The organism is Brevibacterium sp. CS2 (genome assembly GCF_005280295.1).
Classification (GTDB): Bacteria; Actinomycetota; Actinomycetes; order Actinomycetales; family Brevibacteriaceae; genus Brevibacterium; species Brevibacterium pityocampae.
Map to the genome: position 1 here is coordinate 1380865 of NZ_CP040020.1, position 25804 is coordinate 1406668.

A 25804-nucleotide genomic window follows, 5' to 3' on the forward strand; every position below is an offset into this window, starting at 1 on the left:
TTAGTTCGTTACGTTCACGCCGTCATTGGTCATATGGTCACGGATCGGTAAAGTCGACCGAGGTTGACCTCCCCAGAGGGTCCGGTCTGTGCAGCAGCACTCCGATCCCCGACCACTCAGACCAGTTCGTATCGAAGTAGGGAATGCACACATGAGGAAGAGACTCCTTTCGCGCCCGGCAGCTCTTGCCGCAGCGGCGTAGCTGGGAATGACCGGCGTGCTCGTCACGGTTCCGGCATCGGCCACCGAGCCGACCAAGGAAGCGTCCACGTCCGTCAAGGCCATGAGCAAGCAGGTGCAGGAGTTCGACGGCGTCGAAGGCATCCAGGCCTACGGCACCGATGGCGAGGGCAACGTCGTCGTCGTCACTCTTCCGGAATCGGAGCTCGACGACGAGGGCATCGAGAAGATCGAGGCCTTCAAGGGCGAGTACTCCAACGTCGAGGTCATCGAGATCGCCAAGCCGCTCCAGGCCTACGCCAAGAATCAGCTCGTCGGCGGCGCCGGGTACGCGGTGACCGGCCAGGGTGTGGAGGACGCCGGCCTGTGCTCGGTGGGCTTCACCGCCTGGGACCCGAACGGCGACCCGGCCGTCATCACCGCGGGCCACTGCACCGGTGACGACTCGATGAACCTTGCCACGCGCACCCTTCCGTCCCTGGATACCGCCTTCACGGGTGAGGACAACCCGCGGCTCATGGACCCGGCTCCGATGGGCGCGTTCGCCTTCTCGCAGTTCGGCGGTCCGGGCCACTCGGAGGGCGCGAAGAACGATGCCAACTCCACCGACATCGCGGTCATCGACGTCGACAACCCGGATCTCGAGCTCCTCCCGCAGGTGACCGACTGGTCCACCGCCGGGGACGACGACCTCGCCGCCGGCATCGAGACGACCATCACCGCCGTCGGCGCCCCGCAGGAGGGCCAGCCGGTCTCCAAGAGCGGCCGCACCACCGGTCTCACCCACGACGACGATCTCGACATCGTCGACGGCTGGAGCCGGGTCGGCGTGTCCGGGACCGACTACCGCTGGGTCCGCGGATTCGCGGCGAACGGACTCGAAGGCGCACCCGGCGACTCCGGCGGGGCGATCTTCCAGGGCAGCACCGCGATCGGCGTCGTCAGCGGTGGCACCCCCGCCGAGGGCGGCAACGAGTCGTTCCTCTGGGGCACCTCGCTCGTCCACGCCCTGCCCCACACCGACGGCTACACCGTCGCGCTGTTCGTCGAGGCCCCGAAGGTGACCACCACCGAGGTCGAGCAGGGCGCACGCGTGCCCGGCACCGCCCCGGCCGGCGCGGAGGTCACCGTCACCCCAGTGGGCGGCGGAGAGCCGATCACCGTCACCGCGGATGACAGCGGCAACTGGAGCTTCGAGGCCCCGCAGGAGCTCGGCGAGCAGGAGTACACCGCTGTGGCACGCCAGGGCGAGTACAACGTCTCCGATGAGGCCTCCTTCGCCATCACCGTGGTCGAGGCCTCCGATGACGAGCCGACCCCGCCCACCCCGGAACCGGATCCGACCGATGACCCGGCTCCGACTCCGACCGACGATCCTTCGGACGAGCCGACCGAGGACCCCTCGGCCACCCCGACCGAGGACCCCACCACGCCGGCTCCGACCGATGAGCCGACCGAGGAGGCCCCGGCCGAGCGCGAGCTCACCATCGACCCGCGCCGCGTGTCCGTCTCGGACTTCGTGAACGAGGACGAGGGCGTGAACATCACCGGCACCGGCTACGCTCCGGGCCAGGTCGTCGAGCTCGAGGTGTTCCCGCAGAACGACTCGGTGAACGACTTCACGCTCGAGGGCACCGCTGACGAGAACGGCGTCGTGACCTTCGGTGTCTACGGCACCAACGCCGCCAACGCCGACGTCTACCTCGGCACCTACGAGGTCCGCGTGGCCGCCGCCTCTGACGACGACGCCGCGAACGCCGGCTCCGAGGCCGCTCCGGCGGCCGGTGCCTACGCCGCGGGCGACGCCGACGAGCCGCTCACCGGTTCGTTCGAGGTCGTGGCCGACGAGGGCGCCGCACCGGGCGAGGACGAGGACGAGAACGGTGACGGCAACCTGCCGCGCACCGGTACCGAGCTCACCGGACTCGGCGTGGGCGCAGGCCTGCTCGTGGTCGGCGCAGCCGCGGTCTACGTGACCACCCGTCGCACCAAGAAGGGCCAGGCCTGATCCGATCTGATCGGTTCACCTGATCCGACGGCCTGATCCACCCGGAGGGCCCCGACACCACCACGGTGTCGGGGCCCTCCGCCATTCACCCCTCAATTTTTGAAGGTTTCTGAGAGTGATTCCGCGATTCTTCGCAAAGTCGATGGGTGCCGGGAGCCTTCAGAGCGATGTGCGCCTCAGGACGAATAGGTGCCGAGCCGCTCTGGTGCGGGGCCAGTGGTGTCCCGCACCTGCCGCCGAGGTGCCACTCCCGTTCCGGCGGTTCCCGCAGGCGAGGTGCCCGCCCGTTCCAGCACCCCTTCGCCGAGGTGGCCGTCTGCTCCTGCGCCCGTCCGGCGAGGTTCCCGCTTCTTCTCGTGCTGCCGCTCAGACGTGCGTCTGTTCCGGCACCATGGTCCTGGGTGTGTGTCGCCACAGCACCCGGTTGCTGAGGTCCCCACCCACCACCATTGCCGAGTGCCAAGGTGCGCCTCCCGCGCTGGCACCCCGGTGACCTGGGCTTTCATGCGTACAGGGCCCGTGTCTGTGGGTGCCGATAGCGTGGGTGGCATGAACGAGGAGCCCCGTTTCCGCACCGGTGACATCACCGCTCTGCGCGGCGCGCTCACGAGCATGGTGGCTGTGGAGTCCGAGGCGGATGCGATCGAGCGGGTCCGTGCTCTCGAGGAGCTCAAGGCCGCAGCCGCGGCCGCGCAGGCCCACGCCGCGGCCACCCTGCATTCCCTCCGCACGGAAGCGGAGGCCGAACGCGGGGTGCCGGCGGAGAAGCGGTGCCGGGGCTTGGGTGCGGAGGTCGGGTTGGCGCGGCGGGAGTCCCCGGCGCGCGGTTCCCGGCTCCTCGCCCTGGCTCGCACACTCATCGACGACATGCCGTGCGCGCTGGCGGGGCTGGAGTCCGGTGCGGTGTCGGAGGAGAAGGCCCACACCCTGCACCGCGAGACCTCTTGGCTGCCGGCAGAGAAACGTCGGTTGGTCGACGAGCTCATGGCCGACCGGCTCGATCGGGTGGGTGTGCGGCGGCTCGCCGCCGAAGCCCGGGCACATGCTCAGCGTCTCGATCAGGAGGCCGCGGTCGAGCACGTGGAGCGGTGTGAGAAGGAGCGTCGGGTGAGTGTTCGGCCGGCTCCGGGTGGGATGGTGTATCTGACCGCTCTTCTCCCGCTGCGCCAGGCCGTCGCTGTGTACGCGAACCTCCAGAAGACTGCCGCCACCCTGGTGGGTACGGGGGAGGCGGGGGAACGGACAGCAGGGCAGGTCGCTGCGGATCTGCTCGTCGAGCGGGTCACCGGGCAGGAGACCGCGGATGCGGTGCCGGTCGAGGTGCATCTGGTGATGACGGATTCCACTCTGCTGGCTGATGGTGATGTTCCGGGGTGGGTGACCGGTCATGGTCCGGTGCCTGCCGGTGCTGCTCGGCGGATGCTCGCCGATCCGCAGGGCCAAGTCTTTCTCCGCAGGTTGTATACGGCTCCGGGGTCGGGTGGTCTGGTGGGGATGGATTCCCGGAGGCGGGAGTTCTCCGGTGTGCTGCGGCGGATGATCGTGGTGCGGGATGACACGTGCCGGACTCCGTTCTGCGATGCTCCGATCCGCCACATCGACCACGCCAGGCCACATCGCGACGGCGGTGCAACAGATTTCAGGAATGCTTCGGGGTTGTGCGCGGCGTGCAATTACGCGAAGGAGAACCCGGGGTGGAGGCACGAAGCTGACCCCGATCGGCTCACCGTAACCACCCCGACCGGAGCCAGGTATGAGGCGCCCACTCCACCGTTGATCGGGGGAGCGCACCGGCAGCCCAGGACCGCGCCTCCCTGCCGAGGGGAACCCCCACCACATGACGACCCGGTCGTGTCCGGGTGGAACGACCCGAAGCGGGCGGGGCCGAACCGAGATCACGCAGGTCAGCCGACACGGCCGCGTGTGGACACCAGCCCAGGAGCGTCGGCCAAGGACGGGTCGACGGTCGATGGGAAGTCCACGGAGCGCCGAGGGGTGGAACGCCGAGGTGCAGTGTCGAACGTCCCCGTGCCGACCAACCGTGCCGTGCGGCTGATCCGTCCGCGATCCACGGACACGGGTTCGGATTCGCGCTCGGGTCGGGGTTCGGATATCCGCTCAGGCACGAGTTCGACCGGACACATACGGGGGAGCGGAGTTGAGAAGACCGTGCGGGCGCACCTCACCGCCTACTCCGCGACTGCTCGCACCACCGGGCAGCTCCCGCCCATCGATGCCTATCTGTTCCCCGTGCTCGCCGGCTGAACGACCTCGACCTCAGCCGCGAACCCGACGTGTCCGATGATCGCGCCCGACCGACCCCGCCGGCGCGGTGGTGGACCACGACTGCAGGCTTGCGCGAATCAGCGGAGAGGGCTGATCAGCAGAATCGAAGTCGTCCGTCTGCCGCAGCCACCGCCGATCGGCCGTGGTGCCTGCCTCCCACCGAACCACCGGACTCAGCAGAGGCCGCCCACCGGGTGGTGGACGGCCTCTGCTCCAGCGGGTCACTCCATGGGGTTCATCGTGTCGGTATCAGTGCGTCGGCATCAGCTCACCGACCGCAACCCCGCGAACCTCATCCGATCACTGGTTCGGGTTCTGCCACGGCGGGCGGGGCGGGATCGCCGGTCCACCCCGCTGACCACCCTGCTGGCCGCCGAAACGACCGAGGCCCTGCTGCCCCTGCTGGCTCTGCGCGCGCTGCTGCGCCTCGCGCGCCTGCTGGAGCTCGCGCTGGCGGCGCTGCTGCTCCTCGAGCATGCGCTGCTTCGCTGCGGCCTGACGCTCCTCATCGACCTCGTCCTCCTCGGCACCCACGCGGGCGTGGTCGACCTCCTGCGCGGCGAGGAGCGAGTTGCGGATCTCGGTAGTCATGTCCCCGATCGTGCCCGGGTTCGACGGGAGGAACAGTACGTTCGACCGTCCGTTGCGGGCCACGTCCTGCATGGTGTCGAAGTACTGGGTCATGAGGAGCAGCTGCTCGGCGGTCCGCTCGATGCCGGCCTGCTTGAGCATCTCGTACTGCTCGGCGATGCCGATCGCGATCGCCTTCCGCTGCGCTGCCACACCCTCACCCTGGAGGCGCTTGGACTCGGCCTCCGCCTCGGCCTGGGTGACCCGCTTGATCTTGTCCGCCTCGGCGAGCGCCTGGGCGGCCACCCGGTCACGCTGCGCCGCGTTGATCGAGTTCATCGAATCGCGCACCCGCTGATCGGGGGAGATGTCGGTGACGAGGGTGTTGATGATCCGGAAGCCGTAGCGGGCCATCGACTCCGACAGGCGCTGCTCGACGCTCGAGGCGATGTCGTCCTTCGACTCGAACGCGGAGTCGAGCGTCAGCGTCGACAGCGAGGAGCGCACGGTGTCGAACACGTAGGAGCGGATCTGCTCCTCCGGGTTCGCCAGCCGGTAGTAGGCGTCGACGACGCTCTGCTCGCTCACCACGTACTGCACGGCGACGGGAATGGTGACGAAGACGTTGTCCTTGGTCTTCGTCTCGATGTTGACCTCGAGCTGCTGGACACGCAGGGAGATCGGCCGCGTGGTCGTCTCGACGAACGGGACCTTGGTGTTGAGGCCCGGCCGCGCGACCTTCTTGAACTTGCCGAAGCGCTCGACGATGACGTTCTCCTGCGTGCGCACCGTGAAGAAGATGCTCGAGCGCAGGCCGCCGAACAGCAGCGCGGCGAGGACGATGAGTATGACGATGATGACGACGACGGCGATGCCGATGCCGATGACGGCGTCCATAGTGGGTGCCCCTTGGTGTCGGTGTCGGTTTCCTCCACCCTAACGAAGTCGACTGCATCTCCGCTGGGGGGGGTGTCAAATGAATTGTGTACCGGTTCACTCATGAGAGGACATGATGGTGACTGTGACCGATGCACAATCGAACCCGAATCAGGCATCCGAGCTGATTGAGCAGCTCAAGGCGTCCGGGGCTCTGGATGAGCTGTTTTCCAAGATCGATTCCGGTGAGGTCGAGCTGACCGGCGACGGTGGTCTGGTGCCGGCGCTGATCAAGGAGACACTCGAGCGAGGCCTGCAGGCGGAGATGACCTCGCACCTGGGCTACGCCAAGGGCGACCGCGACGACAAGGTGACGGCCAATTCCCGCAACGGCTCCTATGCCAAGACCGTCGCGTCGGAGGCCGGCGATATCGAGATCGCCGTGCCCCGGGACCGGGACGGGTCGTTCACCCCCAGGCTGGTGCCGAAGGGCTCCCGGCGGTTGGGTGGACTCGATGACATGATCATCAGCCTCTACGCCGGCGGGATGACGATCCGGGATATCCAGCACCACCTGCTGTCGACGATCGGCACCGAGTTGTCGCACGAGACGATCGCCAATATCACCGATGCGGTGCTGGAGGCGGTGATGGAGTGGCAGAATCGACCCTTGGAGGAGTTCTACCCGGTCATCTACCTCGACGCGATCCGGGTCAAGGTCCGCGACAACGGCCACGTCAGATCCAAGGCCGCTCACATCGCCGTCGGTGTCGACATGGACGGCATCAAGCACGTGCTCGGCATCTGGGTGCAGAACACCGAAGGCGCCTCGTTCTGGGCCCACGTGTGCGCGGAGCTGGCCAACCGCGGCGTCCGCGACGTGCTCATCGTGTGCTGCGACGGACTGACCGGCCTGGCTGAGGCGATCGAGGCGACCTGGCCGGATTCCATGGTCCAGACCTGTGTCGTCCACCTGATCCGGGCAGCGAATCGGTTCGTCGCTTACGGCGACCGCAAGGCCGTGTCGAAGGAGCTCAAGACGATCTACGCCGCTGCGAACGAGGAGACGGCCCTGCAAGCGCTCACGGAGTTCGCCGAATCACCATTGGGCCAGAAGTACCCCTCAGCCGTGGCGGTATGGGAGAACGCCTGGGACCGATTCACCCCTTTCCTGCAGTTCCCACCCGACCTGCGCCGGGTGATCTACACGACCAACGCGATCGAGTCGCTGAACTACCAGCTGCGCAAGGTCACGAAGAACCGCTCCCAGTTCCCCACCGACGACTCCGTGGTCAAGCTGCTGTGGCTGGCGATCTGCAACATCGAGGACAAGCGCGCCCGTGAACGCGAGAAGGAGCGCGGCAAGGCCGGCACACGAAGAGCTTCCGGCCGGCTCGTCGAGGGCCAAGTCACGACGAACTGGAAACAAGCCCTGGCCCAGCTGGCCGTGGCCTACCCCGACCGAATCAACCGATACCTGTAAAACCCCGCACACAATTCACTTGACAAGCCCCCGCTGGGTGCTGTGCATCTCCGCCGGGCGCTGTTCGAGCCGCATCGGTCCTCGCCTATTCTTGAACGCGTGATCGGTGCCCCTGCCCGATCCCCGCGTCACCGGCTCGCTCACCCGACCGGCCCAGCACCACCGCACGCCCGCACCACTGCACGCCCGCACCACCGAGCACACGCACCACCGATCATCCGAACTATCCACGAGGCGGCACCCGTGAGTCACACCCCGGCACGCACCACCGAGCCCAGCGGCGCACCCACGGGCGCGCTCGACCGCTTCTTCCACATCAGCGCACGCGGCTCGACCGTCGGCCGGGAGATCCGCGGCGGGCTCGCGACGTTCTTCGCGATGTCCTACATCGTCGTGCTCAACCCGCTCATCATCGGCGCGGCCGCGGACAGCACCGGCCTGTTCCTCGGCGGCGGCACCGAACCCAACCTGCCCGCCGTCGCAGCCGCCACCTCCTTGGTCTCCGGTCTCCTCACCATCCTCATGGGCGTCGTCGGCAACTTCCCGATGGCGGTGTCCTCCTCCCTCGGCCTGTCGGCGTTCATCACCTACGGCATCGTCGTGCTGCCGGGCATGACCTGGGCCGACGCCATGGGCCTCGTCGTCATCGAGGGCATCATCCTCCTCATCCTCGTCCTCACCGGCTTCCGTTCCGCGATCTTCAACGCCGTGCCCGGCCAGCTCAAGACTGCGATCAGCGTCGGCATCGGCCTCTTCATCGCCCTCATCGGCATGATCAACGCCGGCTTCATCTCCCGCGGCTCGGGCGCCGGCCTCGAGCTCGGCACGGGCGGCTTCCTCACCGGCTGGCCGATGCTCGTGTTCCTCATCTCCCTGCTCGCCCTCTTCGTCATGTGGGCCGCCCGGGTCCGCGGCGCGATCCTCTACTCGATCGTCGGCGCCACGGTCCTCGCCCTCGTCCTCGAAGCGGTGTTCCGGATCGGCCCCAAGACCGGTGCCGACGGCGAGGTCGCCAACCCGCAGGGCTGGGCCCTCACCGTCCCCACCCTCGACCAGCAGTGGTTCACGCTGCCCGACCTGTCCCTCCTCGGCAGCTTCAACCTGCTCGGCTCCTGGCAGCACGTCGGCGTCGTCGCCGCCGCGCTCGCCGTGTTCACCCTCCTCCTCGCGAACTTCTTCGACCTGCTCGGCACCATGGTCGGCATCGCCAACGAGGGCGACATCAAGGACCGGCACGGCGAGATCCCGCAGTCGAAGCGCATCATGGTCGCCGACGCGCTCGGCGCGATCGGCGGCGGCATGGGCTCCACCTCGGTGAACTCCGGCTTCGTCGAGTCGACCGTCGGCGTGGGCGACGGCGCGCGCACCGGCCTGGCGAACGTCGTCACCGGGATCATGTTCCTCGCCACGATCGTGCTCGCCCCGCTCGCCGCCGTCATCCCGACCGAGGCGGCCGCCGCCACCCTCGTGCTCGTCGGCTTCCTCATGATGCAGCAGATCGTGCGCGTCGACTGGGCCGACGTCGAGATCGCGATCCCGGCGTTCATGACCATCGTCCTCATGCCGTTCTCCTACTCGATCACCAACGGGATCGGCGCCGGCTTCATCACCTACGTCGTCATCAAGCTGTTCCGCGGCAAGGGGCGCGAGGTGCACGCCCTGATGTACGTCACCGCCGCCCTGTTCGTCGTGTACTTCGTCTCCGGCCCGCTCCAGGCGGCGCTCGGCGACTGAGCGGCGCCCGGCCCGGCGCCGCCGCCTCTAGGCTGGAGCCATGGATCCGACAACACTGGTCAACCTCGGGCTCGTCCTCCTCTTCGTGCTCATCGGCGGACTCTTCGCCGGCACCGAGATGGCCATCGTCAACCTCCGCGAATCCCAGATCACCCGGCTCGCGGAATCCGGACCGCGCGGCCGGCGCACCGCGGAGATGGTGCGCAACCCCAACCAGTTCCTGTCCGCCGTGCAGATCGGCGTCACCGTCGCCGGCTTCTTCTCCTCCGCCTACGGCGCCTCGACCATCGCCCCGGACCTCGCCCCGCTGCTCGCCGGGATCGGCATCCCCGACGCCGCCGCGGCCACCGTCGCGCTCGTCGTCATGACGCTGATCATCGCCTACCTCTCGCTCGTGCTCGGCGAGCTCGTCCCCAAGCGCCTGGCGATGCAGAACGCGATGGCGATGACCCGCTTCGTCGGCCCCCCGCTCGTCGTCTTCGGCCGGCTCATGCGCCCGGTGATCTGGCTCCTGTCGGTGTCGACGAACGCGGTGATCCGGCTCCTCGGCGGCGACCCGCACGTCAACCGCGAGGCGGTGTCGACCGAGGAGATCCGCGCCATGGTGTCGAGCTCGGAGGAGCTCGATGCGCTCGACCGCAAGGTGCTCCACGACGTGTTCGAGGCCGCCGAGCGCACCGTCGTCGAGGTGATGAAGCCCCGCCCCGACGTCGAGTTCGTCGAGGGTGCTGCGACCATCGCCGAGGTGCGGGCCCAGGTCCGGCACCTCCAGTACAGCCGCTACCCGGTGACCGGGGAGGACTACGACGATGTGCTCGGCTTCTTCCACGTCCGCGACCTGCTCCACGTCGACGACCCGGAGGCCATCACCGCCGCGCAGATCGTGCGCGAGATGCCCGCGCTGCCCGGCACCGTCGAGGTGCTCAGCGCACTGAGCCGGATGCGCGCCGGCGGCGACCAGATCGCCCTCGTCGTCGACGAGTACGGCGGCACGGACGGGATCGTCACGATGGAGGACCTGCTCGAGGAGCTCGTCGGCGAGATCTACGACGAGTACGATGCCGCACTCACCGTCGACGACGCGGTCCACCGCGACGGCGAGGTGAGCGAGGTCGACGGCGGGCTCATCCTCCAGGAGGCGAGCCAGCAGACCGGCGTCGAGCTGCCCGACGAAGGCGGCTACGAGACCGTCGGCGGGCTCGTCATGGCACTCCTCGGCCGGATCCCGGAGGAGGGCGACTCCGTCACCACCGACGACGCCGCGCTCACCGTCGTCGCCATGGACGACCGCCGGGTCGCCCGGGTGCGGATCGAGCCGCGCGATGCGCCGCCGGACACGCCCGAACCCTGAATCCCCCCGCGGGACCCGTCACTCCTCCGGCCGCACCCGCACGAGCTCGGGGAGCTTGGCCTGCACGAAGTCCCCGGAGCTCGCGCCCCGCAGCCGGCGGCCCACCCACGGCGCCAGATGCTCGCGCACCCAGTGCGCCTCCTCGGCCACCGCGGTGCGGATCGGCCGGTTCGGCCGGTCGGGCATGTGCACCCCGGCGCTCGGCAGCGGGGCGCGCTCGAGCGCGGCGAGCGCCTGGTCGGCGACGAGCTCGTGCCCGGCGGGGCTCAGGTGGATCCGGTCCGGCGCCCACATCTCCGGGCCGTAGAGGTCCCGCAGCCCCCACATGTCGAGCATCGTGCAGTCGTGGCGCTGAGCGATCGACCACAGGTGGGAGTTGTAGATCGCGACCCGGGGCCGGAGCTGCTTGATGAGCGGGGTCGCCCGGCGGGTGTCGTAGCCGTTGCCCATGAGCACCGCGATGCCGGCCTCCCGCAGCGCGACGACCGCCTCCTCGAACTTCGCCGCGATCGCGTCGATGTCGGTGCCCGGCCGCATGCAGTCGTTGCCGCCGCCGACGATCGACACGAGATCCGGCGCGAGCTCGAGCGCGCGCGGCACCTGCTCCTCGATGATCGAGTCGACGAGCCGGCCGCGGATCGCGAGGTTCGCGTACCGCAGGTCCTCGGAGCCGACGGGGCTCGTGACGAGCTGTTCGGCGAGCCGGTCGGTCCACCCGCGGAACCGGTCCGGGGTGCCGTCGGGGGAGGGGTCCATGAGGCCCTCGGAGAAGGAATCGCCGATGGCGACGTAGCTGGTGATGCGTTCGATCATGGGGCGATCCTACTCGGGGTGGGAGGCTCCCCGGCGTCCGGGAACCGCGCGAACGCCGCCTCGAGCGCGGCCTTCCGCTCGGCCTGCCCGGCCGGGATCTCCCCGCCGAGGTCGGAGCCGGCGGCGAGCGCACGGCACCAGCGGGAGACGAGCGCGCAGCGCTCAGCGGCAGCGCCCGTGGCGTGGGCGAGCCGCACGATCTCCCCGGTGAGGTAGTCGGTCTCGATCGACCCGGTGCCCCGCGCCAGGGACTGCCAGGAGGAGGATCCGAACTCCTCGACGCCGGGCACCTCGCCCATCTGCAGGCGATCGGCGATCCCGTACCGTGCCGGGCCGTTCGACAAGTACTCGATCCCGGCCGCCCGGTACACCGCCTTCGCCTCGGTGCGCATCTCCCGGGCGAGCTCGGTGAGATCCGCCCCGGGGCCGAGGATCGCGTCGAGTCCGTTCGCGAGGTTCGAAAGGAGCTTGGCCCAGGCGTGCTCGGCGATGTCCTCGACCGGCACGAACTCGAAGCCGGCACCTCGGAAGTCCGCGGCGACCTCGTCGAGCACCGAGTCGGTCCGCGCGGCGGCGGTGACGGGGCCGGTGAAGAACCCGCCGAGCGCCGGGTGCATGCGCACGACGACCTCGCCGGGCTCGGTGTGCAGGGCCGGCAGCCAGATCGTCGTCGACCACACGCGGGCGAACCAGCGCGGGGCGATCCGGGCGGCCTCGACGCCGTTGAGGAAGAGGAGGAGCGGGAGGCGCTCCCCGGCGGTCCCGACGACGGCCCCGGCGGTGTCGTGGACGGGCTCGTCGGTCCAGTCGCGGAGCGCGCTGAGTGCCTGGTGGGTCTTCGTGGCGAGAATGAGCACATCGTGCGTGCCGAGGACCACCTCACCCGGTTTCCGGACTACCGTGGGATGTGCTGTGATGGTCCGGTCCGGGCTCCGCAGCCGCAATCCCGTGGACTCGATCGCCCGGGCGTTGTCCCCGCGGGCGACGAGCACGACCTCCGTGCCGGAGTCGGCGAACGCCGCCCCGATGGTCCCGCCGATCGCGCCGGCGCCGATCACGATGTACCTGCTCATACGCCCACGCTAGCCAAGGAGGACGGCGATGTACCAGCCTGTTCCGGTCCGATTCGGAACGACCGTCGCGATCACCGGCGGGACGGTCGTCCCCGTCGCCGCCGGCGAGCAGCGCGCGGAGCCGATCGAGAACGGCACCGTGCTGGTGACCGACGGGCGGATCACCGCCGTCGGCCCCGCCGCCCGGGTGACCATCCCCGAGGGCGTGCGCACCGTCGACGCCGCCGGCGGCTTCATCACCCCCGGCCTGCTCGAGTCCCACGGGCACCTCGGCCTCCACGAGGAGGGGGAGTCCGACGCGGACAACGACGTCAACGAGAAGACGAACCCCAACGGGGCGGCGCTGCGCGCCCTCGACGCGATCAACCCCGCCGACGTCGGCTTCCGCGATGCCCTGCGCGGCGGCGTCACCTCCGCCGTCATCAAGCCCGGCTCCGGCAACCCGATCGGCGGGCGGACCGCGGCGATCAAGACCTGGGGGCGGATCGTCGACGAGATGCTCATCAGCGAGGCGGTGTCGGTCAAGGCCGCGCTCGGCGAGAACCCGAAGAACGTCTACGGTCGGCAGCAGAAGACGCCCTCGGTGCGCATGGGCGTGTCCCGGATCATCCGCGAGGCGTTCGTCGCCGCCCGGAACTACGCCGCCCACAAGGAGGAGGCGCGCGAGCTCGGCGTCATCCACGACGAGGACCTCGCGCTCGAGACCCTGTGCCAGGTGCTGCGCGGCGAGCTCGCCTTCGACCAGCACTGCCATCGCGCCGACGACATCGCCACCGCGATCCGGCTGTCCGAGGAGTTCGGCTACCGGCTCGTCGTCAACCACGGCACCGAGGGCCACCTCATCGCCGACTACCTCGCGGAGAAGGGTGTCGACGTCATCGTCGGCCCGCTGCTGACTTCCCGGTCGAAGATCGAGCTGCGCAACCGCGCGATGAGCACCCCTGCCGTGCTCGCCGCCGCGGGCGTGCGGATCGCGCTCACCACCGACCACCCGGTGGTGCCGATCGACCTCCTCATCAACGAGGCCGCACTGTGCGTGCGCGCCGGGCTCGACACGGTGACCGCGCTCGAGGCGCTCACCATCAATCCCGCCCGCATGCTCGGCCTCGACGAGCGCCTGGGCTCGCTCGAGCCCGGCAAGGACGCCGACGTCGTCGTGTGGTCCGGCGATCCGCTCGCTCTCGAGTCCCGCGCCGCCCACGTGTTCGTCGACGGCCGCGAGGTCTATACGCACGACTGGGAGACCGGCGAGGCGCGGGTCGCGGACCCGTTCGGGAAGACCTACATCCACCTGCCATGACCAACGAGGACGACGACACCCAGGAAGTGCCGATCATCGACCCCGAGGCCGAGACGCCGGCCCGCGGCATCCCGCAGGTCGCCGAGGCGCCCGCCGGCGACCCGGCACCCGCCGGCGACCCGGTGCCCCCGGCCCCGACCCAGCGCGCCTCCGAGGGCTCGACGGTGACGGGTGAGACCCCGGAGGACGATGCCGACGAAGCCGCCGCGGAGGCCGCTCTCGACGCCGCCGAGGCGCAGCTCGCCGCCGAGGCCACGGAATCCGGTGCGGCTCAGCGAGGCGACGACGGAGACCCCGGCCGGGGGCACGACGACCGCGACGCCGAACGCCGGCTCGCCGATCCCGCAGCCCTCCGAGCAGCCGGTCGCCGAACCGCAGACCGGGGCCGGGGGCGCTGCCGTCGAGTCCTCCGCGGACTCCGTCACCGCCTCCGTCGCCCGCGAGGCCGAGGACGCCGACGGCTCCGGAGAGCCCGCAGGGGCGCGCGGGGCCGAGGCCGCCAGCGGCGAGGAGACGCCGCCGGAGTTCGTCGAGGTCGCCGTCGACTCCGCGCCCCGCGGCTCCCGCCCCGCCGAGTCCGAGACCCCGCGCTCGCACGACGAGCGGCCGGTGAGCCGGCGGGCGAAGAAGCTCATCGAGCTGACCCGGCCCGCCGGTGCGAACTCCAAGCGCGTCGCGGAGAAGATCGCCCGCAAGGCCGTCGGCCGCATCGTCACCGACAACTCGCCGTCGACCCAACCGATCCCGATCATCGCCGCGCTCAAGGGCACGCCCTACCAGGCGCCGGTCGCCACCGTGGTGAAGACCGAGGAGGAGGCGCGGATGATCCTCGACCTCGCGGTCGACATCGGCGCGATCATGCTCCGCGCCGGTGCCGGGTCCGCCGACGTCGAGGTGTCCGTCATCGCCACCTGCACCTCGCTCGGGCTGCTCGACGTCGAGGTCGACCTCACCTCGAACTCGCTCACCGTGCACTACGCGAACCCCGACGGCACCTTCATGACCGTCATGCGCGTCAACCGCGAGGAGTCCATCCACTTCGCCAAGCTCGCCTCCGTCCACACCCTCGTGTCCGACATGGCCGACGGGAAGATCGACTACCTCGAGGCCCGCGAACGGATCGACGCGATCCGCCGGCAGCGCCGCCCCTACGGCGAGACCTTCGTCACCGTCGCCTGGGGCCTCCTTGCCGGGTGCTTCGTCCTCCTGCTCGGCGGCGGCTACATCGCCTCGTTCCTCGGGTTCATCATGGCCATCGTCAACGACCGGTTCGGCGCCCTGCTGGGACGGACCGGGATGCCGCCGTTCTTCACCATCGCCGCCCAATCGATGTTCACCACCCTCGTCGCGATGACGGCCTGGACCTTCGACCTCATCGCCGGTCCGCAGTACCTCGTGGCGAGCGGGATCGTGCTCCTGCTGCCCACGCTCGGCCTGTTCTCCGCGGTGCAGGACTCGCTGACGAAGTTCCCGCTCACCGCCGCCAGCCGCACCGTCGAGGTGTTCATGTCGATGGCCGGCATCGTCTCCGGGATCGCGCTCGGGCTCCGGGTCGGGATGCTCATCGGACTCTCGCCGATCGAGATCGTCGTCGAGTCCGGGGGAGTGGAGGCGCTGTCGACGATCATCTCGCTCATCGCCGCCTCGATCGTCGCCGCCTGCGGCTCGATCGGCAACCAGGCCGCCCGCCGGATCATCCTGCCGGCCGCCGGCGTCGGACTCATCGGCTTCTTCGCGCTGACCGGGCTCGGCGTGATCGGGCTCGGCACCATCATCACGAGTCTCATCGCGGCGACCGTCGTCGGCTTCCTGTGCCGCCCGATCGCGCTGTGGCGCGGTGCGCCGGCGATCGTCATGCTCATCCCGGCGATCTTCCCGCTCCTCCAGGGCCTGTCGATCTTCTCCGCCGTCTACGAGATCGTGCAGCCCCAGGACGCGGTGCCGCTGTCCGCCGGCCTGTCCTCGCTGTTCACTGCAGTCACCGCGAACGCCGCGCTCGCCGTCGGCGCCGTGCTCGGGAACTTCCTCGCCCGCCCGCTCGGCATGCACAAGCGCCGCTCAGAGCCGCCAGTCGACCCCGCGCCCGCCGCGTGATTCGAGCTCCGCGTTCGCGCGGCTGAATGGGCGCGAGCCGAAGAACCCGCGGGACGCGGCCAGCGGCGAGGGGTGCGGTGAGGCGATGATCGGGACGTCGCCGAGCCGCGGTCCGAGCGCCTGCGCGTCGCGCCCCCAGAGGATCGCCACGAGCGGCCCGCCGCGCTCGGCGAGCGCCTCGATCGCGCGGTCGGTGATCGCCTCCCAGCCCTTGCCGCGGTGCGAGGCGGGTGCGCCGGGTGCCACCGTGAGGCAGCGGTTGAGGAGCATGACGCCCTGCTCGGCCCAAGGCCGCAGGTCGCCGGAGGCCGCCTTCGGGATCCCCAGGTCGGCCTCGAGCTCGGTGTAGATGTTCTGCAGGGACCGCGGGAGCGGCCGCACCTCGGGCGCGACGGCGAAGGACAGACCGATCGGGTGCCCCGGGGTGGGGTAGGGATCCTGGCCGACGATGAGCACCCGGACGTCGGCGAGCGGTTCGACGAAGGCGCGGAACACCTGGTCGCCGGCCGGCAGGTAGTGGCGGCCGGCGGCGTTCTCCGCTCGCAGGAAGTCGCCCATCCGGCGGATGTCGCCTGCGACGGGTGCGAGTGCGGCGGCCCAGTCGGCGGCCATGATCTGCGAGAGCGGGGGCGGGGTGTCGGGCATGCCTCACAGGGTAGTGCCTCGGTAGTGCCTCACCCACAGGGCACATGGCCGGTGCGCTCTTCGCGTGCGGCGTGCACAGCGGCTGTGCGCAGGCGGTCCGCGCAGGGGAGTGACCGGGTGCTCCGGTGACGGATATGCTCGGAGGCGAGTGCACTGTCGAACCGATGCTGCGGAAGGATGGATGTGATGGCGACGATCGCCTGGATCGGCCTGGGGAACATGGGCCACCCGATGACTGCGAACCTGGTGGGGGCCGGCCACACCGTGCGCGGCTTCGACCTCTCCGCCCCCGCCCTCGAGGCCGCCGCGGCCGACGGCGTGATCGCCGCCGGGTCCTCGACCGAGGCGCTCGCAGGTGCGGAGATCGCGTTCACCATGCTGCCGCGCGGGGAACACGCGCTCGCCGCCTACCAGGGGCCCGACGGGATCTTCGCGAACGCGGCCCCGGGCACCCTGCTCATCGACTGCTCGACGATCGATGTCGCCTCGGCCCGCACGCTGCACGACGAGGCGGCCGCGGCCGGCTTCGAGTTCCTCGACGCCCCCGTGTCCGGCGGCATCGCCGGGGCGCAGAAGGGAACGCTCGCCTTCATGGTCGGCGGCGAGCCGGACGTGGTGGAGAAGGCCCGGCCGTTCATCGAGCCGATGGCCGGCAACATCATCGCCACCGGCGAGGCGACGACCGGCCAGGCGGCGAAGATCTGCAACAACCTCATGCTCTTCATCAACATGGTGTCGACCTCGGAGGCGGCGGTGCTCGCCGACCGCCTGGGCCTCGACCACCGGGTGTTCCACTCGATCGCCAGCGTGTCCTCGGGCGACTCCTGGCCGCTGCGCACCTGGTACCCGTACCCCGGCGTCGTCGACTCCTCCCCGGCGAACAACGACTTCGCCCCCACCTTCACCGCCGACCTCGCGAACAAGGACATCACGCTCGCCCTCGCCGCGGCCGAGGAGACGGACACCCCGCTCGTCCTCGGCACCATCGTGCAGGAGATGCTCCAGCAGGTGTCCGACGCCGGCGCCGGCGACCGCGACTGCTCCATCGTCAAGAAGATCGTCGACGGGACCTTCCCGTCCTGAACCCGCGCCCCGCACCCGGAAGCGCTCCGGGCCCGCACGCTACGAGAGGAACACTGTGACCGACTTTCCAGCACCGAAGGACTGGAAGATGTACATCGGCGGCGAATGGGTCGATGCCGCCGACGGCTCCCGCACCGACGTCATCACCCCGATCGACCGCAACCAGGTCGTCGCCACCGTGCCCGACGGCAAGGCCGAGGACGCCGACCGCGCCGTCGCCGCCGCCCGCGCGGCCTTCCCCGCATGGGCCGGCCTCCACTTCAAGGAGCGCCAGAAGCTCATCCTCCGCTGCGCCGACGCGCTCGAGTCGGCCACCGAGGAGCTCGCCCAGCTCACCGCGCTCGACACCGGCAACGCGATCCGCACCCAGGCCCGCCCGGAGACCGGCGTGCTCGTCGACCTGTTCCGCTACATGGGCGGCGTCGCCGGCGAGGTCAAGGGCGTCACCCTGCCGGCCGGCGACGGCGACCTCCACTACACCAAGCGCGAACCGCTCGGTGTGGTCGCTGGCATCCTGCCGTGGAACTCACCGCTGATGATCGCGGCGTTCAAGACCCCGGCCGCACTCACCGCCGGCAACACCCTCGTGCTCAAGAGCGCCGAGGACGCGCCCCTGACGATCGTCAAGATGGCCGAGATCATCGGCGACATCCTGCCCCCCGGCGTCTTCAACGTCGTCACCGGCAAGGGCTCGGTGATCGGTGAGGCGCTCGTCCAGCATCCGGACGTCGACAAGGTGTCCTTCACCGGGTCCACCGGGGTCGGCCGCCACGTCGCGGAGGTCGCCGGCAAGCGCCTCGCCCACTCCTCGATGGAGCTCGGCGGCAAGAGCCCGAACATCATCTTCCCGGACTCGAACACCGATGACGTGCTCGACCAGGTGCTCCTCGCCACCCGGTTCGCCCGCCAGGGCCAGTCGTGCACCATGGGCTCGCGCCTGTTCCTCCATACCGAGATCTACGACGACTTCCTCGGCAGGCTCGTCGAGCGGATCAAGGGGATGAAGGTCGGCGACCCGCGCGACGAGGCGAGCGACATCGGCTGCGTCATCAATGAGAAGCAGCACCGGCAGATCGCGGACTACATCGAGCTCGGCAAGTCGATGGACGGTGTCGAGATCGCCTACGACGGCGCGGACGACCTCGAGGTCGGCGAGCCCGGCTTCTACCACGCGCCGGTCGTGTTCTCGAAGGCGAAGAACGAGTGGAAGACGAGCCAGGAGGAGATCTTCGGCCCCGTCCTCTCGGTGATCCCGTGGACCACCGAGGACGAGGTCGTGGAGATGGCCAACGACAGCGACTTCGGGCTCGCAGCCTTCGTGTTCTGCCGCGACATCGACAAGGCGCTGCGGATGGCGGACCGGATCGAGTCCGGCTGGGTGCAGATCAACCAGGGCGGCGGGCAGGTCGTCGGCCAGTCCTACGGCGGGTACAAGACCTCCGGGTTCGGCCGCGAGGCCTCGCTCGAGGGCATGCTCGAGGGCTTCACCCAGATCAAGCAGATCAACGTCAAGATCCGCTGAGCCGAGGGCCGCTCGCACGCTCGTCCCGAGTCGGGCGGTGTGCGAGCGACCGCCGCTCATCCCGGTCACCCGGGCACACGGGCACCGGTGGAGCGAACCACATCGATGTGATTCCGGGTAGAATGGCCGCATCCGAACAGAAGGCAGGTGGCATGGCGCACGTGGAGTCGGGCGCGCACGGCGGCGGTGATGCACCGCACGGCGAGCTCAGCACGCTCGAAGTCGCGGTTCTCGAGTTCGAGCGCCGCTGGTACACCTACGGCGGAGCGAAGGACCACGCGATCCGCGAGCGCTTCGACATGTCCGCCGCGTCGTACTTCCAGGTGCTGAACTCCCTGCTCGAGAACCCCGCGGCCTACGTCGCGGACCCGATCCTCATCAAGCGACTGCGGCGGATCCGTGACAGTCGACAGCGCCACCGCGCACAGGCCCGGATCGCGAGGTAACCGTGGCCGACTACCCCAAGGACGAGTTCGACGACCTGCCGGCGACCGGCAGGAAGGGCGCGCATCGGCGCGACGGCGGCCCGACCTCGCAGGCCGGGGCGCTCGCGCTCATCGCGATCCTCGCGATCGCCGCGCTGCTCCTCGTGTTCGGTGCGATCAACATCATCCGCACCTCGGCCGGCGACCCGGAGGAGAAGATCGCCGAGCCCACCGCTACCGCCGAGCCCACGAGCGAGGAAACGACTGAGGAGCCCTCCGTCGACATCGACGCGGTGGAGAAGACGGCCGCGGTCGCCGTCCTCAACGCCTCGGGCGTGTCCGGCGCGGGCTCCGCTTTCGGCGAGGCCGTCGAGGGCGCCGGCTGGACCGTGGCGCAGGTCGGCAACCACACGACGGCGGACACCGTGTCCTCGATCCACTACTCCGATCCGGAGTTCGAGGCCGAGGCGCAGGCGCTCGCCGAGCTGCTCGGGGTCACCGATGTCGAGGAGTCCGAGGAGTTCACGGACGACATCACCGTCGTCGTCTGCTCGGACATCGCGAACGATCCGCCGACTGCCGATGGGGCCGCGGAGGACCCCGGCGCCTGAGCCGCGGATCCCCGCGCTCATAGCCCTGACCTGGGCCGACTCCGTCCATTTCGCGGCAAGCCCGCTTGTCCTGAAGTGGGTCCGGATGCGGCGGTTCTCCGAATGTTCATCAAGGCGGCTTGTGTTCCTCCGGGTGCGCGTCTAGGATGGGGAGCAGTCAACTGAGGCCCGTCGTGGCTTCCGGTAGAAGTTTTCAGCCGCGTGCACAGCACCGGCGGTGAATGAAGTATCGGCGTCATCTCGAAGTTTCAGGGGCTGATTCAATGCGCATCACGCGCGCTCACAGCTGTTTTGGAGAAATAATGGCGCAAGGTACTGTCAAGTGGTTCAATGCCGAAAAGGGATACGGTTTCATCACCGTTGACGGCAGCGAGCAGGACGTCTTCGTCCACTGGTCCGCGATCCAGATGGACGGATACCGTTCGCTGGAAGAGGGCCAGCAGGTCGAGTTCGAGGTCGGCCAGGGCGACAAGGGTCCGCAGGCGGAGTCCGTGACTCTGGCCTGATCGGCCGACAGACGGTGAACCGGGGCATTTGTACTCGGTGGGGGAGAGTGCTAAATCTAGTACTGGTGTGACTCGGCTCCGCGAAGAGGGCCCAGCGCCGCTGTGGAAGGGAATCAGCGGAGCGAAGCCCGGCCGTCGCGGGCGCTGCGGAGACGAGATCGACAATCCACCCCGTTACAGGGAGGACCCCAGCCACTATGGCAAAGCTCATTGCATTCGACGAAGAAGCACGTCGCGGACTCGAGACCGGGCTCAACACCCTGGCCGATGCCGTCAAGGTCACGCTCGGACCGCGCGGTCGCAACGTCGTGCTCGAAAAGAAGTGGGGAGCGCCGACCATCACGAATGACGGCGTCTCCATCGCCAAGGAGATCGAGCTCGAGGACCCGTACGAGAAGATCGGTGCGGAACTCGTCAAGGAAGTCGCCAAGAAGACCGATGACGTCGCCGGCGACGGCACCACCACCGCCACGGTGCTCGCTCAGGCGCTCGTCCGCGAGGGCCTGCGCAACGTGGCGGCCGGTGCCGATCCGCTCAGCCTCAAGCGCGGCATCGAAAAGGCTGTCGCCGCGGTGACGGAGAAGCTCCTCGAGTCCGCGGTCGACGTGGACTCCAAGGAGCAGATCGCTGCGACCGCCGGCATCTCCGCCGGTGATCCCGCGATCGGCGAGCTCATCGCCGAGGCGATCGACAAGGTCGGCAAGGAGGGCGTCGTCACCGTCGAGGAGTCGAACACCTTCGGCCTCGAGCTCGAGCTCACCGAGGGCATGCGCTTCGACAAGGGCTACATCTCCGGCTACTTCGTCACCGACACGGAGCGCCAGGAGACGGTGCTCGAGGACCCCTACATCCTCATCGTCAACTCGAAGGTCTCGAACGTCAAGGATCTCCTCCCCGTCCTCGAGAAGGTGCAGCAGTCGGGCAAGCCGCTGGTCATCCTCGCCGAGGACGTCGAGGGCGAGGCCCTGGCGGTGCTCGTGGTCAACAAGATCCGCGGCACCTTCAAGTCCGTCGCCGTCAAGGCCCCGGGATTCGGCGACCGCCGCAAGGCGCAGCTCGCCGACATCGCGATCCTCACCGGCGGTCAGGTCATCGCCGAGGAGGTCGGCCTCAAGCTCGAGAACGCCACCGTCGACCTGCTGGGCACCGCCCGCAAGGTCGTCGTCACCAAGGACGAGACCACCATCGTCGAGGGTGCCGGCGATTCGGACGAGATCGCCGGCCGCGTGGCCCAGATCCGCGCCGAGATCGAGAACTCGGACTCCGACTACGACCGTGAGAAGCTGCAGGAGCGCCTGGCCAAGCTGGCCGGCGGTGTCGCAGTCATCAAGGCCGGAGCCGCGACCGAGGTCGAGCTCAAGGAGCGCAAGCACCGCATCGAGGACGCCGTGCGCAACGCGAAGGCGGCCGTCGAGGAGGGCATCGTCGCCGGTGGCGGCGTGGCGCTCATCCAGGCGGGCAAGACCGCGTTCGAGACCCTCGAGCTGACCGGCGACGAGGCGACCGGTGCGCAGATCGTCAAGGTCGCCATCGACGCCCCGCTCAAGCAGATCGCCACGAACGCCGGCCTCGAGCCGGGCGTGGTGGCCGAGAAGGTGCGCCACCTCGAGCCCGGTCACGGACTCAACGCGGCCACCGGTGAGTACGAGGACCTGCTCGCCGCAGGCATCAACGACCCGGTCAAGGTGACGCGCTCCGCACTGGAGAACGCCGCCTCGATCGCCGGGCTGTTCCTCACCACCGAGGCCGTCGTCGCCGACAAGCCGGAGCCCGCTCCGGCGATGCCGGGAGCCGACGGCGGCATGGGCGGCATGGACTTCTGATCTGCGACGCACACCAGCGCTGACTCCGGTCGGCACGGGGGCGAGGTCGCACGCGACCTCGCCCCCACTGCATTCATCGGTGCGGTACCTGCACCGGCCGCGCTCACTCGAGCCGGCGGTCGATCTCCCGGCGGCGGGCGCGGCGCTCGGCGCGGCTGGAGCGCGGCTCGTAGCGGAACGCGCTCGGATTCGATTCGATCTCGGCCTGCGCACGGGGATCGCCCAGCCGGGCGCGCGCCCGGGTGGTGAGCATCTCCCGCCGCCTGCGGATGATCGAGCTCCGCGAGGACACGGTGGTGATGACGCTGATCCCGGTGCCGAGGATGACGAAGGCCGGCCAGAAGAAGATCAGACTGCCGGCGACGAAGCACGTCACCGCCCAGATGAGCACGGTGATGAGGGACGGGGTGGCCGCTCCGACGATCGCCTTCCGCACGTCCTCCCGGTACAGCTCGACCGCCGCGGCGTCGATCGCCTCGGGCGTGGTCGGGGTGCCGGAGTACTCGTCGAGCGCCTCGAGCTCCGGGCGCACCAGGGTGCCGGTGCCGGGCGGCCCGCCGTCGGGGCGGATGAGGTCCTCGACGAGCGGCACGGCCTCGCCCAGCCGGCGCAGGCCGGCGGCGGCGTCGAGCCGCTCGCCGTGCTCGGTGATGTCGAGCAGGCCCTCGGCGAGTGCGGAGTTGAGGATCTCGAACACCGCGTTGCGGTCCATGTCGGAGGCCCGGAGCTCGCCCTCGGAGCGCGGGTCCGCGCTGAAGGACGACCATGCCGAGCTGTCGAGAGCCATACGCCCAGACTACTCCCGCACCGGGCTACCATCGAGGGCGTGGATCTCGTCGTCGTGCTCATCGTGCTGTTCGTGTTCGTCGGAGCTCTCATGCAGCGCACCACCGGCATGGGCTTCGCGCTCGTCGCCGGACCGTTCCTCGTCGTCCTCCTCGATCCGGTGCCCGGCGTCGTGCTCGTCAACTTCTGCGGCGTCGTCTCCTCCTCCATCGTCATGGCCCGGACGTTCCGGGAGATCCAGTGGCCGCGGGTCTGGGTGCTCGCCGTCGGGGCGCTGCTGGGGACAGTGCCGGGCGCACTCCTCACCACGGTCCTGCCCGGCTGGGCGGTCCACGTGTTCATCGGCGTGCTCATCGTCGCCGCGCTCACCGCCTCGCTGCTCGGGAGCCGCTACGCCCCGCCGGTCGCACCGTCCACCGCGCGCACCGGCACAGCCGGGTTCGTCTCCGGGTTCATGAGCGGCTCGGCCGGGGTTGGCGGACCGGCCGTGAGCGTCTACGCGATCATGACGCGCTGGGACCAGCGCAGCTTCGCGGCGACTCTGCAGCCGTACTTCATCATCGCCGGGATCGGAGCGATCGCGGCGAAGATCCTCTTTGACGGCGCCCACGCGGTGCCGCAGCTGCAGGCCGGGATCTGGGGGAGCATCATCGCCGCGCTCGTGCTCGGACAGGTGGCCGGGGAGCTCCTGTCCCGCGTCATGCCGGTGCACATCGCACGGATCATCATGATCACCCTCGCTTTCGGCGGCGGCATCCTCACCCTCGTCATCGGACTCACCGAGCTCGCCGGCCGCTGAGCCGCCCGGGGCTCGATACCGGGCCGCAGTGCAGGTGGGGCACAGATCGCTGCCAGGTTGACCACGGATAATCGAGGCAGTCCGCTCGATCCGTCAACACCATGGAGAGGTACGCAATGGGATACGTGTTCGTGGCCCTGCTCGTCATCGTCGGCGTGGCCTTCTACGTCGGCTCGCGACGGGAGCGGAACCGGGCACTCGAACAGCGCAGGGCCGAGCTCGAGCTCGTCAAGGGCACCGCGGCCGAGGACGTCACCGCCTACGGCGAGGAGGTCGCCGACCTCGACATCGTCACCGCCGGGGTCGAGCTCGACGAGGGCGGCCGGCAGGACTACCAGCGGGCGATCGACGCCTACGACACCGCCAAGGAGACCCTCGAGAAGGTCGACGATCCCGAGGACATCCGCCACGTCACCGAGGCGATCGAGGACGGTCGCTACGCCGCCAAGTGCGTGCGCGCCCGGGTCGAGGGCAAGCCCCTGCCGGTGCGCCGTCCGCCCTGCTTCTTCAACCCCCAGCACGGCCCCTCGACGCAGGACATCGACTGGGCGCCGGTGGGCGGCCGCCCCCGTCCCGTGCCCGTGTGCGCCGCCGACGCCGAGCGCGTCGCCGTCGGCGCGGAGCCCGCGGTCCGCAAGGTCGCCACCGGCGACGGCCGCACGCGCCGCGCCTACTGGGAGGCCGGCCCGGCCTACGCGGAATACAACCGCGGCTACTTCAACTCCTACGCCGGCTCCGGCCTGCTGCCCGGCGTCCTCATGGGCGCGATGATGTTCGGCGGCTTCGGCGGCGGCTGGGACGGCTCCTACGATGCCGGCTACCAGGACGGGTTCGGCGCCGGCGAGGGCGGCGGCGAGGACATGGGCGGCGGATTCGGCGAGGACATGGGCGACATGGGCGGCGGATTCGACTTCGGGTTCTGAGTCCCGAGCGCGCAGACGCGGCGGGCGCTACCCTGGAAGCACCGCATGCATGTCCCCGCCGCACGCATCCTGCGCCGGCGGCCCCGAGTCCGGAAGGTCAGCACCCGTCATGGAGTCAATCGAGATCCGGGATGAGAGCATCACCCTCGGTCAGGTCCTCAAGCTCCACGGGGTGGCCGAGAACGGGGCGCTCGCCAAGCAGCTCATCGCCGGCGGTGAGGTGTCCGTCAACGGCGAGGTGGACACCCGGCGCGGCCGGAGCATCGCTCCCGGGGACTCCGTGTCCGTCCTCGGCATCTCCTTCACCGTGGTCCGCGCGGAATAACTACTGCCCGGCCATCCCGGGGGCGTCCCACACCGGCGACCACTTCGAGAGGTCGTCCTCGATGCGGAGCTCGGAGGACACGATGCCCCGGATCTGGATCTCGAGCGCGGTGTCGCGCCGGTGCGGTCCGGTCTGCACGAACGGGTAGAAGGTGCCGCGCTTGTAGAGGTAGACGAGTGCGGCGCGCGTGCCGTCGGCATCGGCGAGGTAGAGCGCCGAGCACAGGAGCATCGGCCCGAAGCCCTGGTTCTCGAGCGAGGAATTCACCGCGTGGACGTTGGTGACGAGGTTCGAGGTGTCCGCGTGCGCATCCGTGATGACCTGCCAGGTGTACCCGAAGCCGTCGTTCTCCTGCCGGACCGTGCAGTCCGGGTCCTTGGCGATCAGCGCGCGGCTCTCCTGCTCGACCTGCGCGAAGGCGCCGCCCTCGACCTCCCGGAAGGCCACGGAGGCGGTGCCGGTGGGGCGCAGACCGGTGGCGGCCTCGAGCGTGAGGACAGCCGGCGGCAACGCGAAGAGGTCGTCGAGGTTCGCCTTTTTGGGCGAGCTGCGACCGAGCAGGGCGTCGAAGAATCCCATCGGGACCCC

The 25804-nt window shown here is 69.7% G+C and carries 21 protein-coding genes and 1 pseudogene; 16 read left to right on the forward strand and 6 right to left on the reverse strand.

Annotation, left to right across the window (positions count from 1 at the left end; genetic code table 11):
* The first annotated feature begins 217 nt into the window (after nucleotides 1–217).
* A complete protein-coding gene (locus tag FDF13_RS06120; protein WP_175406882.1) occupies nucleotides 218–2188 on the forward strand; it encodes a trypsin-like serine protease in 1971 nt (656 codons plus the stop codon).
* 612 nt (nucleotides 2189–2800) lie between these two features.
* A pseudogene (locus FDF13_RS15205) lies at nucleotides 2801–3817 on the forward strand (DUF222 domain-containing protein); the annotation flags it as partial.
* A 957-nt stretch (nucleotides 3818–4774) separates the two neighbouring features.
* Here FDF13_RS15205 and FDF13_RS06130 read toward each other — a convergent pair.
* Entirely contained in the window at nucleotides 4775–5941 is a 1167-nt protein-coding gene (locus FDF13_RS06130) for an SPFH domain-containing protein (RefSeq protein ID WP_137318895.1), read from the reverse strand.
* A gap of 112 nt (nucleotides 5942–6053) precedes the next feature.
* On the opposite strand from FDF13_RS06130, the gene FDF13_RS06135 reads away from it, so the two are divergent.
* The 3 genes from FDF13_RS06135 to FDF13_RS06145 all read left to right on the forward strand — a co-directional run bounded on the left by FDF13_RS06135 (nucleotide 6054) and on the right by FDF13_RS06145 (nucleotide 10488).
* Nucleotides 6054–7403, forward strand: a complete 1350-nt coding sequence (locus FDF13_RS06135) for an IS256 family transposase (RefSeq protein WP_137318492.1) — start codon at nucleotides 6054–6056, stop codon at nucleotides 7401–7403.
* 243 nt (nucleotides 7404–7646) lie between these two features.
* Nucleotides 7647–9137, forward strand: coding sequence for an NCS2 family permease (locus tag FDF13_RS06140; protein WP_137318896.1), 1491 nt, complete (start codon nucleotides 7647–7649; stop codon nucleotides 9135–9137).
* Between the two features lie 40 nt (nucleotides 9138–9177).
* Entirely contained in the window at nucleotides 9178–10488 is a 1311-nt protein-coding gene (locus FDF13_RS06145; RefSeq protein WP_137318897.1) for a hemolysin family protein, read from the forward strand.
* An 18-nt stretch (nucleotides 10489–10506) separates the two neighbouring features.
* Here FDF13_RS06145 and FDF13_RS06150 read toward each other — a convergent pair whose 3' ends face one another.
* Together FDF13_RS06150 and FDF13_RS06155 are read right to left on the reverse strand one after the other, a co-directional pair.
* Nucleotides 10507–11301: an SGNH/GDSL hydrolase family protein gene (locus FDF13_RS06150; RefSeq protein ID WP_137318898.1), complete on the reverse strand. Its 795-nt coding sequence runs from the start codon at nucleotides 11299–11301 to the stop codon at nucleotides 10507–10509.
* Nucleotides 11298–12374, reverse strand: a complete 1077-nt coding sequence (locus tag FDF13_RS06155; RefSeq protein WP_137318899.1) for a ketopantoate reductase family protein — start codon at nucleotides 12372–12374, stop codon at nucleotides 11298–11300. Before FDF13_RS06155 ends, FDF13_RS06150 begins: the two co-directional genes overlap by 4 nt.
* Before the next feature lie 28 nt (nucleotides 12375–12402).
* Between FDF13_RS06155 and FDF13_RS06160 the strand changes: the two genes are divergently transcribed.
* Together FDF13_RS06160 and FDF13_RS06165 are read left to right on the forward strand one after the other, a co-directional pair.
* Nucleotides 12403–13674, forward strand: coding sequence for an amidohydrolase (locus tag FDF13_RS06160; protein WP_137318900.1), 1272 nt, complete (start codon nucleotides 12403–12405; stop codon nucleotides 13672–13674).
* A gap of 264 nt (nucleotides 13675–13938) precedes the next feature.
* Nucleotides 13939–15768: a threonine/serine exporter ThrE family protein gene (locus tag FDF13_RS06165; protein WP_254668932.1), complete on the forward strand. Its 1830-nt coding sequence runs from the start codon at nucleotides 13939–13941 to the stop codon at nucleotides 15766–15768.
* Here FDF13_RS06165 and FDF13_RS06170 read toward each other — a convergent pair.
* Nucleotides 15733–16413 (reverse strand): uracil-DNA glycosylase, encoded by a 681-nt coding sequence (locus FDF13_RS06170; RefSeq protein WP_137318901.1) that lies wholly within the window; start codon nucleotides 16411–16413, stop codon nucleotides 15733–15735. The two genes, FDF13_RS06165 and FDF13_RS06170, sit on opposite strands and share 36 nt — an antisense overlap.
* A gap of 186 nt (nucleotides 16414–16599) precedes the next feature.
* Between FDF13_RS06170 and mmsB the strand changes: the two genes are divergently transcribed.
* The 6 genes from mmsB (at nucleotide 16600) to groL (ending at nucleotide 22383) form a co-directional block, all read left to right on the forward strand.
* Nucleotides 16600–17496, forward strand: coding sequence for a 3-hydroxyisobutyrate dehydrogenase (gene mmsB, locus FDF13_RS06175; protein ID WP_137318902.1), 897 nt, complete (start codon nucleotides 16600–16602; stop codon nucleotides 17494–17496).
* Nucleotides 17497–17551: 55 nt separating this feature from the next.
* Entirely contained in the window at nucleotides 17552–19018 is a 1467-nt protein-coding gene (locus FDF13_RS06180; RefSeq protein ID WP_217494909.1) for an aldehyde dehydrogenase family protein, read from the forward strand.
* Between the two features lie 152 nt (nucleotides 19019–19170).
* The gene (locus tag FDF13_RS06185; protein WP_137318903.1) at nucleotides 19171–19464 is read left to right on the forward strand and encodes a DUF3263 domain-containing protein; all 294 of its coding nucleotides are present in this window, start codon (nucleotides 19171–19173) and stop codon (nucleotides 19462–19464) included.
* Nucleotides 19465–19466: 2 nt separating this feature from the next.
* Complete coding sequence (locus tag FDF13_RS06190; RefSeq protein WP_137318904.1) at nucleotides 19467–20054, forward strand: LytR C-terminal domain-containing protein; 588 nt, start codon at nucleotides 19467–19469, stop codon at nucleotides 20052–20054.
* A 302-nt stretch (nucleotides 20055–20356) separates the two neighbouring features.
* Complete coding sequence (locus tag FDF13_RS06195; protein WP_137318905.1) at nucleotides 20357–20560, forward strand: cold-shock protein; 204 nt, start codon at nucleotides 20357–20359, stop codon at nucleotides 20558–20560.
* Between the two features lie 197 nt (nucleotides 20561–20757).
* Nucleotides 20758–22383: a chaperonin GroEL gene (groL, locus tag FDF13_RS06200; RefSeq protein ID WP_137318906.1), complete on the forward strand. Its 1626-nt coding sequence runs from the start codon at nucleotides 20758–20760 to the stop codon at nucleotides 22381–22383.
* A gap of 103 nt (nucleotides 22384–22486) precedes the next feature.
* Here the strand turns inward: groL and FDF13_RS06205 are convergent, their stop codons facing one another.
* A complete protein-coding gene (locus FDF13_RS06205) occupies nucleotides 22487–23170 on the reverse strand; it encodes a DUF1707 domain-containing protein (RefSeq protein ID WP_137318907.1) in 684 nt (227 codons plus the stop codon).
* A 39-nt stretch (nucleotides 23171–23209) separates the two neighbouring features.
* Here FDF13_RS06205 and FDF13_RS06210 point away from each other — a divergent pair, with 39 nt between their 5' ends.
* The 3 genes from FDF13_RS06210 to FDF13_RS06220 all read left to right on the forward strand — a co-directional run bounded on the left by FDF13_RS06210 (nucleotide 23210) and on the right by FDF13_RS06220 (nucleotide 25216).
* Entirely contained in the window at nucleotides 23210–23968 is a 759-nt protein-coding gene (locus tag FDF13_RS06210; RefSeq protein WP_137318908.1) for a sulfite exporter TauE/SafE family protein, read from the forward strand.
* A 116-nt stretch (nucleotides 23969–24084) separates the two neighbouring features.
* A complete protein-coding gene (locus FDF13_RS06215) occupies nucleotides 24085–24891 on the forward strand; it encodes a hypothetical protein (RefSeq protein ID WP_137318909.1) in 807 nt (268 codons plus the stop codon).
* A gap of 109 nt (nucleotides 24892–25000) precedes the next feature.
* Nucleotides 25001–25216 carry an RNA-binding S4 domain-containing protein gene (locus FDF13_RS06220; protein ID WP_137318910.1) on the forward strand — a complete coding sequence of 72 codons (216 nt, stop codon included), beginning with the start codon at nucleotides 25001–25003 and terminating at the stop codon, nucleotides 25214–25216.
* Here the strand turns inward: FDF13_RS06220 and FDF13_RS06225 are convergent, their stop codons facing one another.
* Nucleotides 25217–25795, reverse strand: coding sequence for a hypothetical protein (locus FDF13_RS06225; protein WP_137318911.1), 579 nt, complete (start codon nucleotides 25793–25795; stop codon nucleotides 25217–25219).
* Nucleotides 25796–25804: the final 9 nt, after the last annotated feature.

Excerpts from the sequence above, each read along its gene's own strand:
- FDF13_RS06130 (WP_137318895.1), bottom strand. The coding sequence starts at position 5,941 with ATGGACGCCGTCATCGGCATCGGCATCGCCGTCGTCGTCATCATCGTC.
- FDF13_RS06135 (WP_137318492.1), top strand. The coding sequence starts at position 6,054 with ATGATGGTGACTGTGACCGATGCACAATCGAACCCGAATCAGGCATCC.
- FDF13_RS06145 (WP_137318897.1), top strand. The coding sequence starts at position 9,178 with ATGGATCCGACAACACTGGTCAACCTCGGGCTCGTCCTCCTCTTCGTG.
- FDF13_RS06150 (WP_137318898.1), bottom strand. The coding sequence starts at position 11,301 with ATGATCGAACGCATCACCAGCTACGTCGCCATCGGCGATTCCTTCTCC.
- FDF13_RS06155 (WP_137318899.1), bottom strand. The coding sequence starts at position 12,374 with ATGAGCAGGTACATCGTGATCGGCGCCGGCGCGATCGGCGGGACCATC.
- FDF13_RS06160 (WP_137318900.1), top strand. The coding sequence starts at position 12,403 with ATGTACCAGCCTGTTCCGGTCCGATTCGGAACGACCGTCGCGATCACC.
- FDF13_RS06170 (WP_137318901.1), bottom strand. The coding sequence starts at position 16,413 with ATGCCCGACACCCCGCCCCCGCTCTCGCAGATCATGGCCGCCGACTGG.
- mmsB (WP_137318902.1), top strand. The coding sequence starts at position 16,600 with ATGGCGACGATCGCCTGGATCGGCCTGGGGAACATGGGCCACCCGATG.
- FDF13_RS06185 (WP_137318903.1), top strand. The coding sequence starts at position 19,171 with ATGGCGCACGTGGAGTCGGGCGCGCACGGCGGCGGTGATGCACCGCAC.
- FDF13_RS06195 (WP_137318905.1), top strand. The coding sequence starts at position 20,357 with ATGGCGCAAGGTACTGTCAAGTGGTTCAATGCCGAAAAGGGATACGGT.
- groL (WP_137318906.1), top strand. The coding sequence starts at position 20,758 with ATGGCAAAGCTCATTGCATTCGACGAAGAAGCACGTCGCGGACTCGAG.
- FDF13_RS06205 (WP_137318907.1), bottom strand. The coding sequence starts at position 23,170 with ATGGCTCTCGACAGCTCGGCATGGTCGTCCTTCAGCGCGGACCCGCGC.
- FDF13_RS06215 (WP_137318909.1), top strand. The coding sequence starts at position 24,085 with ATGGGATACGTGTTCGTGGCCCTGCTCGTCATCGTCGGCGTGGCCTTC.
- FDF13_RS06220 (WP_137318910.1), top strand. The coding sequence starts at position 25,001 with ATGGAGTCAATCGAGATCCGGGATGAGAGCATCACCCTCGGTCAGGTC.
- FDF13_RS06225 (WP_137318911.1), bottom strand. The coding sequence starts at position 25,795 with ATGGGATTCTTCGACGCCCTGCTCGGTCGCAGCTCGCCCAAAAAGGCG.